A 12,578-nucleotide genomic window follows, 5' to 3' on the forward strand; every position below is an offset into this window, starting at 1 on the left:
CCCTAAAAGTTATTAGTCTTTTAGGGTTTTATTGACGGCATTAAAAACTTCATCAACCGTTATAAGATCCATTGATGCTTGTATTCCCTCATCTGGGCTAGGTCTCTTATTGATAATAGTATGCAAATGAAGATCTTGATAAGGTCCTGTCCATTTAGGGTTTGCTGTCGCAAATAAACTTACTGTTGGGCGTTGTAGTGTGATCGCCAAATGCAAAGGCCCAGTATCCCCTGTGACTAATACATCCATTATTTTTATTTGACTTAACAAACCAGGTAATGAAGTTTTACCTACTAGATTTTCAATATTGTTATGATATTTTTTTGGCAACAATACAAAAAACTCTTCTGGTAATTCTAATTCTCTGGGTGAACCAATAAGTTTAATCTGTATTGATGGTTTACTCTCAATAAGCTTTTGAGCTAACTCAACAAAATATTTTACTGCCCATCGACGCTCTTGCGTTGATGCTCCCATTTGAAATCCAACAATATGATTAATTCCTTTATCTAGTTGTTCTATTTCACAAGGAATTTCCATTCTTGTATCAGAGCTATCTATTCCTAAATGACGAATAATATTAAGTTTACTTTGAACAATATGACAATTAGGAGGCTGATGCTCAGCAACAATCCATTTTTGAAACCATTCTGGAATAATATGAAATGTATTACGTAAGATATACTGGCAACCAGCTATAACAGCAAATAACACATCGTAAGGAAGATGTGAATGTAATATAACCGCTAATTCAGGTTTATATTTTTTTGCCTGTAGTGCGATAGGAAGTAGGTTCCTAATTTTATTATCCCAGTAAACCACACTATCTATTTGCTCATAGTTTTCAACTAATAATCTATTTTTTTCACTAGAAACCAATGTGATATGTGCATCAGGGTAATGTGCACGAATAGCTCTTATCGCGGGAGTATTAAACATAAAATCCCCCAGCGCTGTCGTGGAGAAAATAAGAATACTGTTAAATTGAATCTCAGATGAAAATGTATCTGTTTTTCTCATCCTGCCCAAAAGTGGGTTATAAATATTTAAAAAATTATGTACCCATTTTAATTTCTTTAACTTCATCTTATTTTGCCTGCATCTTACTTTGATAATACTCAGCTAATGTCATTCCTTGCACTTTGTCTGATAAGAAACTAAATAACGTTTCTAAATCGTTATATAACCCTTCAATATCTTTTTCAGTACGAAATGTAGGGCTACCACCCGGCATAAATTCAGAGGAGTGCAACATAAATTCAATATGAGAGTGGCCTTGAGCCAAAGATTTTTCAGCAACATCAATCATCTGTTGAGTATTGCCACCTTTAGGGCGGAGCCAATTCACAGAAGGCACTCGTTGCTTACCTCTTAATTTATCGTAACCCTGCTTAACTTTATTCATTAAAGGCGAGTGCTTATATTGAATACTCATTGGCACTTCTAGTAGCGAAGAGTTTCCCGCTTTAGTGATATTCTGTAAGTCCATAAAGTAAGCATGACTTGGAAAATCAGTATAATTTGTACCCCCTGATTGTGCGGGATCACCTTTTGTAAATCGCCAATCCACTTTAGGTGTCACAGAACAATCGACTTGGTAACCAAACTCAACTAAAAGTTGTGCATAAATCTCATTAAAAGCCCAACGGCCCGCACGATGGCTTAACATTTTAGTTTGTAGTTTATCTTCAAGTAAGTGCGTCATTAATGCGATTTTTTCTCGCATTTGATCTTTGGGATATTCAATTAAATAAGGCTGATAACGTAAATCATCATCCGTTAAAGGTATTAATGGTGGGCTATTCCATGCATGCAAGTGCATACCAATTTCACCGGTATTACGCGCAATAACATCACGGGCAAACTCAATATAAGCTTCATCCATAACCATTTCATAGTTTGTTAGCCAAACAGGTTTAAAATTAAAGCGCTCACAAAGTTGCTGAAAACGGGGAAGAAAGTGCGTATTTTGAGTAGTGATATCACGTTCATTTTCCCAAAGATTATCGCCTTCAGTATCTAATGTGATAATAAATGCTGGTTTAGTCATGCATTCCCCACCAACTAATGGATTATAAGTTCATAATTGAATAAATTGTTCTATGTTACGCAGTAGAAAACATCAATTCAATCAATATAAATACAGTATGGTAGATGCATTCTGTGGATTTGTTTACAATTAGAGTATCTCACTAAAGCTAAAGTAATTATGACTAATATAAATCAATCATTTAATAGAATACTGGTTATTAAACTCCAACATCATGGAGATATGTTATTAACGACACCCGTTATATGCTCATTAAAATCAGCTTATCCTAATGCAACGATTGATGTTCTATTATATAAAGAAACATTACCGATGCTTGAGCACAACCCATTAATCAATAACATTTTTTATCTTGATCGCAATTGGAAGTATCAAGGTAAATTCACTCGATTGAAAAAAGAGTGGCAACTTGGTCGAGAATTACAAAAACAACAGTATGATTTAGTGGTTAATTTAGCGGATCAATGGAAAGCCGCTATTTTTGCTTTAGTGACTAAAGCACAAGTTCGTTTAGGACTTGAATTTGAAAAACGCAAAGGCAGTAAGTTTTGGCAAAAATGCCATAATATAATTATCTCCACCTCAGATCATGGGCAACTACATACTGTTGAACAAAACCTAAGTATCCTTACTCCACTTAATGTTCCTATTATTTCTGATGTTATGATGTCTTATAGTGAAGAAGATAAGCAGTGGCTAGCGGAGACTATTAAAAAGCATCATATTCCTGAAAACTACATCGTGATCCAACCGACCTCTCGCTGGTTTTTCAAATGCTGGGATGAAGATAAAATGGCGGCTTTGATTACACAACTTCAGAATAGTAATTATTCTGTTGTTTTAACCTCAGGACCAGAGAAAAAAGAATTGGAGATGATCGAAGCTATTTTGACACAATGTCCAAATAAAGAAGCTATAACAGTCTTAGCTGGCCAAACTTCTTTATCCCAATTAGCGGTATTAATTGATAATGCAGGGCTTTTTATTGGCGTTGATTCTGTTGCAATGCATATGGCTGCTGCATTAAAAACACCTTTAATAGCACTTTTTGGTCCATCTAAACTCGAACATTGGCATCCTTGGCAAGCAGTAGGTGAAACAATTTGGGCGGGTGATTATGAAGATATTCCACATCCTGATCATATTAAAACAGATACTCAGCAACGTTATCTCTCCGCTATTCCTGTTGATGTTGTCTACCGCTCAGCTAAGAGGTATTTACCCCAATGAACCATCCTTTACGACTCGCTATCGTTCGGCAAAAATATCGCCCTGATGGAGGCGCAGAACGTTTTATTGCTCGTGCATTAGATGCACTATCAAACGATGATCTTGAACTCAATGTGATCACTCGAGAATGGCAAGGTGATACCAATCCAGATTGGCATATTCACTTATGTAATCCACGAAAGTTAGGCAGAATTAGTCGAGAGTCTGGCTTCGCTAAGGCGGCGAGAGCGTGTTGGCAAGAAAATCATTTTGATATTGTTCAAAGCCATGAACGTATCGCTGGTTGTGATATTTTTCGGGCAGGTGATGGTGTGCATCGCCGATGGTTATTACAACGCCAACGAATATTGCCAAATTGGAAAGGTCGCTGGTTATTTTATGATAGATACCATCGCTATGTTATGAATGCAGAAAAGCAGATGTATGCTGATCCTGCATTAAAACAAGTTATTTGTAACTCACAGATGGTTAAAAATGAAATTATTGAGGATTTTGGCGTATCTGCCGATAAAATATCTGTTATTTATAACGCAATTGATCATAATGCTTTCATACCTGCGACAAATTCTCAAAAATATGCATTAAAGACACAATATAATATTCCACAAGATGTACCTTGCTTTATTTATGTTGGGTCTGGCTTTGAACGTAAAGGATTAGCTGCTGCTATTTCAGCAATAGCAAAAACATCAGCTATATTGTTAGTTGTTGGAAGTGATAAAAATCAGCGAAAATACGAACAATTCGCGACACAATTAGGTTGTGAGCAACGTATTTTCTTTTTAGGTATGCAGAAAAAAACACTCGATTTTTATCAAATGGCGGATGCATTGTTGCTCCCGACTCTTTACGATCCTTTCCCTAATGTTATTCTTGAGGCATTATCATGCGGTTTACCAGTGATCACCTCAACAACTTGTGGTGGCGCAGAATTTATTCAAAATGGTAAAAATGGATTTGTTTGTGATGCATTAGATATTTCAGCATTAATCAATGCAATTACACAGATCCCAAAAGAAGCAGCGTGGACTGAAATGTCACAAGTGGCAAGAGAGACTATTCTCCCTTACACGCCACAACGATTATCAGGCGAGCTTATTTCACTTTATAAACGGATATTAGCCTTGTGAGTCAACAACATATACTTTTTATTATTGATGGATTACCTGGTGGTGGCGCTGAAAATGTTACACTCAGGCTAGCCAACGGTTTTCATCAGAATGGATACCAAGTCACACTGTTATCCTTACATAATAAATTAGCGTATGAACTACCTGATTTTATTGACTATATTGTTGATCATGATGACTATCGTGGTATCTTCAGAAAATTGACCGAAATATCTCGTAGAGCAAAATCTCTTGATAATGTCCTTATACAACTTTTTGCTAAGAAAGGACGTCCTGCACTTGTTCTTTCTAATCTACACAAAACAGACCGTATTGTTTGTCGCTCCAAACAGCTAAAAATGTGTAATGTTTGGTACTGCATTCATGGTATTTACTCTCAATCTTATCTTGGTAATAAATCTGGCTTTTCATATTGGTTGAAGAAAACCAAAATTCAGCGCGTTTATAAAGATAAAAATCTCGTCTGTGTATCCAACGCAGTTAAAGATGATTTAATAAACGCCATTGGCATCCATGCCCGTCAACTAAAAACTATCTATAACCCTTTTAATATTGAAGAAATACAACAAAAAGCCACCCTTCCTAATGTATTTACTCAGCAAGATTACATTTTACATGTTGGCCGATTACATGAAGTTAAAAGGCAAGACAGGTTAATTGAAGCCTTTGCGAAAGCGGATTTACCTTGCCAATTAATCCTTTTAGGTGAAGGAACGCCTGCTATCAAACAAAAATTAGAAGCTCAAATAAACCGACTCAACCTAACACAACAGGTTGTACTTGCTGGCTTTATTTCTAATCCGCTCCCTGCCATCAAAGATGCCAAGGTAGTCGCATTAAGTTCTGATAGCGAAGGGCTTCCTACTGTGTTAATTGAAGCTTTAATTTGTGGAACGCCTATCGTCAGTACTCGATGTCCAGGTGGAGTCAGCGAAATTATGACTGACGCGCTTTCTGATTATCTTTCTACTATGGATAGTGATTCTCTCGCTGAGAAACTTCGCTTCGCGTATTATTCACCACCTCAAATATTGCCATCATCCTATGCAAAATTTGAACTAAACCATATTTTAAAGCAGTATATCGCTTTAATTCCTTAATCCGCGCCTACTTGTTTTACACACTTTCTACTACACAGTGTGATACTATAAGCGTTCGTCCAGATAAGTGAATTTGATAGCATGTTGTTGCGTTTATATCAGGTACTTCTTTACCTTATTCAACCTCTGATTTGGTTGCGTCTTTTATTACGCAGCCGTAAAGCACCCGCCTACCGTAAACGGTGGGGAGAGCGCTATGGCTTTTGCAAAGGCAAAGTCGTGCCTCAAGGGATATTATTACATTCCGTTTCTGTCGGTGAAACACTCGCCGCCGTGCCACTTGTTCGCGCCCTTCGTCATCACTATCCCGATTTGCCTATCACTGTCACTACCATGACTCCGACAGGCTCAGAACGTGTACGCTCCGCGTTTGGTGATGATGTTTACCATGTCTATCTTCCTTATGATTTACCGGGTTCAGTTAATCGTTTTCTTAAAACAGTTGATCCGAAATTGGTGATCATTATGGAAACCGAACTATGGCCTAATCTGATTTCAAAACTGCATCAACGAAAAATCCCGTTGATTATCGCCAATGCACGTTTATCAGAACGCTCTGCTGCCGGTTATCAAAAATTAGGTAGTTTTGTCAAAACAATGCTCCAAAAAATCACCTTAATTGCGGCTCAAAACCAAGAAGATGGTGAGCGTTTTATCGAATTAGGACTCAAACGTTCACATTTACATGTAACAGGTAGCCTAAAATTTGATATTTCAGTCACCCCTGAGTTAGCAGCAAGAGCCGTTGCTTTGCGTCGCCAATGGGCTGCTCATCGCCCTGTTTGGATTGCAACGAGTACTCATGAAGGTGAAGAAACCATTATCTTAGAGACACATAAAAAGCTACTGACACAATTCCCACAGCTTTTGTTAATCTTAGTTCCTAGACACCCAGAACGTTTTCCTAAAGCTGAGCAATTAACACGCGAAGCAGGGTTAAAGTATACGTTACGAAGCACTGATGCCGTTCCTGATGCACAGACCCAAGTCGTGATAGGCGACACCATGGGCGAACTGATGTTGCTCTATGGTATTGCTGATCTGGCTTTTGTGGGAGGGAGTTTAGTCGAACGTGGTGGTCATAATCCTTTAGAAGCAGCTGCACACGCTATCCCAGTTATTATGGGACCTCATACTTTTAATTTTAAAAATATCTGCGCCAAGCTCGATCAAGCTGAAGGATTAATTACTGTTACAGACAGTGAATCGATGGCAACAGCTATTGCTTCATTGCTTAATGATGAAGATTATCGTCGTTATTATGGTCGTCATGCTGTTGAAGTGCTTCATGAAAACCAAGGTGCATTATTGCGCTTACTCACCCTACTTTCACCTTATCTTCCCCCTCGGAGCCACTGATGAGCCAAAGCAAGCGCCTTTCTGTTGTGATGATCAGTAAAAACGTTGCTGATGTCATTGGTGAATGCTTAGACTCCGTACAATGGGCTGATGAAATCATTGTATTGGATTCGGGAAGTCAAGATGACACCTGTCGTATCGCGACAGAGAAAGGGGCAAAAGTCTTTGTAAACAATGAGTGGCCAGGTTTTGGCAGACAGCGTCAATTGGCGCAGCAATATGCCACGGGTGATTATATTTTTATGATTGATAGTGATGAACGTATCACACCTGAACTCAAAACCAGTATCCTCGCGATATTGCAACAACCTGAAGAAAATGTGGTTTATAACTGTGCTCGCCGTAACTTGTTTATGGGCCGATTTATGAAGCACAGTGGTTGGTATCCCGATAAAGTCACGCGTTTATATACCCGCGAACGTTATCAATATAACAATAACTTGGTTCATGAATCGTTAGAAACTCAAGACGCAACCATCAAAACACTACAGGGCGATCTCTTACATCTTACCTGTCGTGATTTAATGGAATTTCAGCAAAAACAGCTAAAATATGCCACCGAGTGGGCTAAAGAGCGCCATCAACAAGGTAAAAAAACCAGTTATGGCTCCATCTTAAGTCATACGCTAGGTGCCTTTTTTAAGACTTGGTTGTTAAGAATGGGTTTTTTAGACGGGAAACAGGGATTAGTACTGGCATTTGTTAATGCACAGTATACCTTTAATAAATACGCTTCTTTATGGGAACTCAGCCAGAAGACGGTAAATCATGAAAAATAAAGCTATCTACCCCGGAACCTTTGATCCTATCACTTATGGTCATATTGATATATTAACTCGTGCAGCAGGTATGTTTGATACCGTTTTATTAGCCATTGCTGATAGTGCCCGTAAAAACCCAATGTTTACCTTAGAAGAACGAGTTAATTTAGCCAGAGAGGTGACGAGCCATTTACCGAATGTTGAAGTGGTGGGTTTTAGTGAGCTAATGGCAAATTTCGCCAAACAGCAACAAGCGACGATTTTAATTCGTGGTGTTCGTAGCGTTTCTGACTTTGAATATGAATGGCAGCTGGCAAATATGAACCGTCATTTTGCACCTGATCTTGATAGCGTATTTTTACTACCTTCTCAAAACCTTTCCTTTGTCTCTTCATCTTTAATTAAAGATGTGGCACGCCATGACGGTGATGTTTCTACATTTTTACCCGAAGTCGTGACAGCTGCAATGCTGAAAAAATTAGGTAAAATTTAGCTCTCATTCTCACCATGTTGGCAATGTCGGCAGAAAAAGGTGCTACGTTGCCCTTGTTTAATACTTTCAATCAGTTGTCCGCAAATCAAACAAGGTTTATCTTTACGCCCATAAACAAAGAGTTCTTGGGCAAAATATCCCGGTTTGCCATCAGACTGTAAGAAGTCTTTAAGTGTTGTGCCACCTTGCTCAATAGAGCGCGTCAATACTCGTTTAATCGCAGCCACCAGTACCGTACTCTCTTCTTGTGTTAAGCTATTAGCTTTTCTATCAGGCATAATGCCCGATGAAAATAGTGCCTCGTTAGCATAAATATTGCCGACACCAACAACTAATTTATTATCCATTAACCACGGTTTGATAGCTGTTTTTTTATTTTTCGACTGTTGATATAGATATTCAGCATTAAATTCATCAGAAAGCGGCTCTGGCCCTAAGTGAGCTAATACAGAGCTTGTCGCTAAATCTTCACACCATAACCAAGCACCAAAACGTCGAGGGTCGGTATAACGCAGTACCTTGCCATCACGAAAAACTAAATCGATATGATCATGTTTTTCTTCAGGTTGTTCCTCTAATAATATGCGCACACTTCCTGACATTCCTAAATGGATAATAATCCATCCTGTATTAAGCTCTATTAATAGGTATTTAGCGCGACGCTTTACACTTAAAATCGGTTCATCCAGTAGAGTCTTTATTTTCTCTGACACAGGCCAACGTAATTTACTATTGCGTACAACGGCATAATGCAACACATTACCCACAAGATGAGGTTCAATACCTCGGCGACTGGTTTCAACTTCTGGCAATTCAGGCACAGGTGGCTCCATTATTATCAGATAAGAGATACAGCGATAACATCATTTTTATTGTATGATCAGCATCCCTAAAAGTAGAAAGGACGATAGCAGATTATTATGATGTTGTTTAAAGACTATAGTAAAAAATCCCTTTGGAATTTATCCATTATTGGGCTTTACATTATATTGATCTACTTACCGGATATCACCCGTTATAAAAATATTGTGATGGGACTAATTGGTGCAACGGCGCTGTGGTATTTGGTGCGTGATTTTAAGGCTATCTGTAAGATATTTAAAAATAATCTGTCATTCTCACTGCTGTTTTTATTATTGGTGATTGGTTATTCCATCGTGATTTCTGTCGAGCCTAGTATCAGTATAAAAGAGATTAATAAGCCGATACTTAATGGGTTACTGCTTTTTGCGATTACCTTTCCAATTGTACTGTATAAAGAGAAACCTGCTGATATAGCGAAGATGGTGATGGTCGCTTTTGCAATTGGATTGCTGGTGATTATAGCTAAAGAACTGGTACAGTATTATTTGGAGTATCAAAAAAATATTTTTTTATTTAGTAATAAAAGCCATAATCAGCATAGAGAAATATCTTATGCTCTTCTCTTTTTCTTTCCTATTTTATTAGCTACTTGGGCTTTAAAAAAGCAAAATACTCTTCTCAATTGGCTATTATTAATAATTATAAGTGTGTTTTTTCTTTTTATAATGTTAGGAACGTTGGCCAGAGGAGCATGGATAGCATTCGCCATCAGTACATTTCTTATCCTTATTCTTAATCGTCAGTATTTATTGATACTACTAACACTAACGATAAGTTCTCTTTTATTTATCAGTGCAACACAAGTAACTACTAATCAATTTTTTAATAAAAAACTTCAATATAAATTGACACAAACTAATAGTGGAAAACGACTTGATAATGGTACCCAAGGCTCTGCCTTAGACCTTATTTTAGAACACCCCATAAAAGGATATGGCTATGGTAATCAACTTTACCATAATGTCTATAATGAACGAGTTAAAGACCATAAAAATTGGATATTTAAAAAATCCATTGGCCCCCACAATATCTTTTTAGCCTTTTGGTTTGCAGGTGGTATTTTAGGGCTATTTGGTATTCTTTATTTTTGTTCTTCAATGATTGCCCAAGGTATCCAACTAATAAGAAAAAACCAAGGGGTTATTCGCCAAGCCTCCTTGGTGTTACTAATGTCCTTCTTAGGTATCTATGTACTGCGAGGCTTATTTGAAAATGCCTATATCAATCAAGTAGGTATTTTGGTGGGATTAATGTTGGCATTGCGCCACTCGCTACTAAATTATCAATCAGTAACGCCATCAGATAAATAACAATAAGTTACTTAATTAACTTTTCTATTGTTTTTAATATAGTCTCTGCCCGCTTATCCCAATTGTAATAGTTTTCAACGAGAGAGCGGGCATGGGTTGTTTTTTCTTTAGCTCGTTGTGGGTTTTCTCTTAACTGCACTATCTGTTTTGCAAAGCTCTGTGCATCCCCACTATCAGCAAAGCTTACCGCTTTCTCATCCACAACATCACGAATTGAAGGAAAATCTGAAATTACTACAGGTTTTTCCATCGCCATATATTCAAATAACTTAAGTGGTGAGGTGTAACGACTTCCAATGCTAGTTAACGTAAGCGGAAGTACACAAATATCATGTTGACCAATTGCTTCAAAACGTTTTTTGGGATCGATAAATCCTAAGAAATTTACTTTATCTTTTACATCCATTTCTTGAGCTAATAAAGTTAATCCTTCAATCTGTTCTGGTGTACCCCCCGCAATATTAAGTCTTGCATTATCAAGGTATTTCATCGCTCGCATCATGGTTGGAATTCCTTTCCATTTATGCAAGCTCCCTAAATATAATACCTCAGTAAAGCCTTTCTCGGATATTGGTGATTTAACTTGGTAATCAGCCACAGCATGCAAATCAACCCCATCAGGAACGACGGTTATTGGTGTAGCGACTTGATACTGTGAAACAATGTCATCTCTTAATAATGAAGTAAGAACAAAAATACCTGTGGCTCGGCTGTAAACTAACTTCTCCATTTTTAATAGCTTATGATATTTGGCACGATTCTTTTTTTTCTCAAAGGAATGAGACTCTGCAAAAGATTGAGCGAAAATTTCATGACTTTCAAAAAAGAGAGGAATTTCTGGGTAATTTTCACAAAGATAACAAGCTAGTTTTAAATTACGGGTAAATAATGCATCAACGTTATTTTGTTTTACCCAGCGAGTGATCTGTAATGAGAAAAGCTTTTGTGAATTAAATGGAAAATACCATTTACGGCGAATATCTCTTAAAGAAACTAAACTCGCATTAGTATGAATTGAACGACCTAATATATCACTATCTCGATATTGCCCTTTAGGTGTGACTAATGTTACTTGAGCGCCTGCTCGAGCAAATGCATCCACATTTTGCAAAATTTGTAATGAAGCCACACGTAAGTCAGGCACTGGGTAAGGATCAAGATAGGCAATTTTCATAATTATGGCGCCAATACCTGTAATAAACGTTGCGCAGAATGTTGCCAAGTATAACGTGATTCAATACGTAGACGAGCCTGCTCTCCCATCGCCTTACCTCTGTCTGGCAACTCACGAAGATGATTAATCGCTATCACAATTTCATCTGCACTACCTGGTGCGACTAAAAGCCCTGCGGTACCTTCATTGCCTACCACTTCAGGAATGCCACCGATATGGCTGGCAATCACTGGTTTGGCACACGCCATCGCTTCTGCAATCGTAATACCGAAGGCTTCATCTCCAGTACTAGGAAAAATACCCACGTCACTTGCTGCATAAAACTCAGGTAATACGTTATGCTCGACAGGCTGATGAAAAATAACTCGCTCTGCAACACCTTTAGAAATCGCTTTCTTTTTTAATCGTTCAAGATCATCACCAGCACCGATAATCAGAAGTTTAACATCTTCACCTTTTAACTGCTCTATGGCATCGATGACGACACTCAAGCCTTTCCAACCAACTAATCGCCCAGCAAATGAGAGTAAAAAAGTAGATTCGGCTATTCCTAATTGCTCACGCAACGAGGTAGTCATAGGTTTAAATTTTTCAATATCCACACCATTATAAATCACACTAGGGAATTGCTTAAAATGATGTTGAATTTGCCAAGCATTAAAATGGCTACATGCCACCCATGCTGAAATCTTTTTACCTAACCAGCGGTCACCTTTAAAAAAACTGGTGCCCCCACTCATATAGCAAAAACGTGTTGAAGATGATTTAGGCATCATAGAAGGCCAAAAAAAATCAAAAGGCTTCGTTAAAATAACCCAATCAAAATTTTGACTGATAACATCTTTTTTAGCGTGTCGTGCAAAAGTGTAACGCTCAACAATACGACGAAAACGCCCACCGAGATCGATAACTTTATCTCGTGGTGTATAAGGGTAAGTGTGAATTTGTATTTGGCGTCCTGCCAGATTGTGTCGGATCTCGCCATTGCCGCCATAAAGATGAACTTCATGCCCAGCATCATGCAATTGCTTAGCCAGTTCCCAAACCGCTGTTTGGATCCCGCCATAAGACATGGTGATTGTGACATCAATTATACCGATCTTCATG

The 12,578-nt window shown here is 38.0% G+C and carries 12 protein-coding genes; 7 read left to right on the top strand and 5 right to left on the bottom strand.

Annotation, left to right across the window (positions count from 1 at the left end; translation table 11 throughout):
* Positions 1-12 precede the first annotated feature (12 nt).
* A complete protein-coding gene (locus tag GTK47_RS01985; RefSeq protein WP_241256058.1) occupies positions 13-939 on the bottom strand; it encodes a glycosyltransferase family 9 protein in 927 nt (308 codons plus the stop codon).
* Between the two features lie 148 nt (positions 940-1,087).
* A complete protein-coding gene (locus GTK47_RS01990) occupies positions 1,088-2,050 on the bottom strand; it encodes a polysaccharide deacetylase family protein (RefSeq protein ID WP_165121965.1) in 963 nt (320 codons plus the stop codon).
* A gap of 159 nt (positions 2,051-2,209) precedes the next feature.
* Between GTK47_RS01990 and rfaQ the strand changes: the two genes are divergently transcribed.
* The 6 genes from rfaQ to coaD all read left to right on the top strand — a co-directional run bounded on the left by rfaQ (position 2,210) and on the right by coaD (position 8,123).
* Positions 2,210-3,280, top strand: a complete 1,071-nt coding sequence (rfaQ, locus tag GTK47_RS01995; RefSeq protein WP_165121966.1) for a putative lipopolysaccharide heptosyltransferase III — start codon at positions 2,210-2,212, stop codon at positions 3,278-3,280.
* Positions 3,277-4,410 carry a glycosyltransferase family 4 protein gene (locus GTK47_RS02000; RefSeq protein ID WP_109402141.1) on the top strand — a complete coding sequence of 378 codons (1,134 nt, stop codon included), beginning with the start codon at positions 3,277-3,279 and terminating at the stop codon, positions 4,408-4,410. The genes rfaQ and GTK47_RS02000 overlap by 4 nt, the downstream gene beginning before the upstream one ends.
* Positions 4,407-5,510, top strand: coding sequence for a glycosyltransferase (locus GTK47_RS02005; RefSeq protein WP_109402142.1), 1,104 nt, complete (start codon positions 4,407-4,409; stop codon positions 5,508-5,510). The genes GTK47_RS02000 and GTK47_RS02005 overlap by 4 nt, the downstream gene beginning before the upstream one ends.
* 81 nt (positions 5,511-5,591) lie before the next feature.
* A complete protein-coding gene (gene waaA / locus GTK47_RS02010; protein WP_075673244.1) occupies positions 5,592-6,869 on the top strand; it encodes a lipid IV(A) 3-deoxy-D-manno-octulosonic acid transferase in 1,278 nt (425 codons plus the stop codon).
* Positions 6,869-7,648, top strand: a complete 780-nt coding sequence (locus GTK47_RS02015; protein WP_165121967.1) for a glycosyltransferase family 2 protein — start codon at positions 6,869-6,871, stop codon at positions 7,646-7,648. Before waaA ends, GTK47_RS02015 begins: the two co-directional genes overlap by 1 nt.
* Positions 7,638-8,123: a pantetheine-phosphate adenylyltransferase gene (coaD, locus tag GTK47_RS02020; RefSeq protein WP_164530235.1), complete on the top strand. Its 486-nt coding sequence runs from the start codon at positions 7,638-7,640 to the stop codon at positions 8,121-8,123. The genes GTK47_RS02015 and coaD overlap by 11 nt, the downstream gene beginning before the upstream one ends.
* Here the strand turns inward: coaD and mutM are convergent.
* Positions 8,120-8,944: a bifunctional DNA-formamidopyrimidine glycosylase/DNA-(apurinic or apyrimidinic site) lyase gene (gene mutM / locus GTK47_RS02025; RefSeq protein WP_165121968.1), complete on the bottom strand. Its 825-nt coding sequence runs from the start codon at positions 8,942-8,944 to the stop codon at positions 8,120-8,122. The genes coaD and mutM overlap by 4 nt on opposite strands.
* 99 nt (positions 8,945-9,043) lie before the next feature.
* On the opposite strand from mutM, the gene rfaL reads away from it, so the two are divergent.
* A complete protein-coding gene (gene rfaL / locus GTK47_RS02030) occupies positions 9,044-10,297 on the top strand; it encodes an O-antigen ligase RfaL (RefSeq protein WP_165121969.1) in 1,254 nt (417 codons plus the stop codon).
* A gap of 7 nt (positions 10,298-10,304) precedes the next feature.
* On the opposite strand, the gene GTK47_RS02035 is transcribed toward rfaL, so the two are convergent.
* Positions 10,305-11,474 (bottom strand): glycosyltransferase family 4 protein, encoded by a 1,170-nt coding sequence (locus GTK47_RS02035; protein WP_206535894.1) that lies wholly within the window; start codon positions 11,472-11,474, stop codon positions 10,305-10,307.
* Positions 11,474-12,577, bottom strand: coding sequence for a glycosyltransferase family 4 protein (locus GTK47_RS02040; protein WP_165121971.1), 1,104 nt, complete (start codon positions 12,575-12,577; stop codon positions 11,474-11,476). Before GTK47_RS02040 ends, GTK47_RS02035 begins: the two co-directional genes overlap by 1 nt.
* Between the last annotated feature and the right edge of the window lies 1 nt (position 12,578).

Origin of the sequence: Proteus sp. ZN5, assembly GCF_011046025.1 — a bacterium.
Classification (GTDB): Bacteria; Pseudomonadota; Gammaproteobacteria; order Enterobacterales; family Enterobacteriaceae; genus Proteus.

Excerpts from the sequence above, each read along its gene's own strand:
- GTK47_RS01985 (WP_241256058.1), bottom strand. The coding sequence starts at position 939 with ATGTTTAATACTCCCGCGATAAGAGCTATTCGTGCACATTACCCTGAT.
- GTK47_RS01990 (WP_165121965.1), bottom strand. The coding sequence starts at position 2,050 with ATGACTAAACCAGCATTTATTATCACATTAGATACTGAAGGCGATAAT.
- rfaQ (WP_165121966.1), top strand. The coding sequence starts at position 2,210 with ATGACTAATATAAATCAATCATTTAATAGAATACTGGTTATTAAACTC.
- GTK47_RS02000 (WP_109402141.1), top strand. The coding sequence starts at position 3,277 with ATGAACCATCCTTTACGACTCGCTATCGTTCGGCAAAAATATCGCCCT.
- waaA (WP_075673244.1), top strand. The coding sequence starts at position 5,592 with ATGTTGTTGCGTTTATATCAGGTACTTCTTTACCTTATTCAACCTCTG.
- GTK47_RS02015 (WP_165121967.1), top strand. The coding sequence starts at position 6,869 with ATGAGCCAAAGCAAGCGCCTTTCTGTTGTGATGATCAGTAAAAACGTT.
- coaD (WP_164530235.1), top strand. The coding sequence starts at position 7,638 with ATGAAAAATAAAGCTATCTACCCCGGAACCTTTGATCCTATCACTTAT.
- rfaL (WP_165121969.1), top strand. The coding sequence starts at position 9,044 with ATGATGTTGTTTAAAGACTATAGTAAAAAATCCCTTTGGAATTTATCC.
- GTK47_RS02040 (WP_165121971.1), bottom strand. The coding sequence starts at position 12,577 with ATGAAGATCGGTATAATTGATGTCACAATCACCATGTCTTATGGCGGG.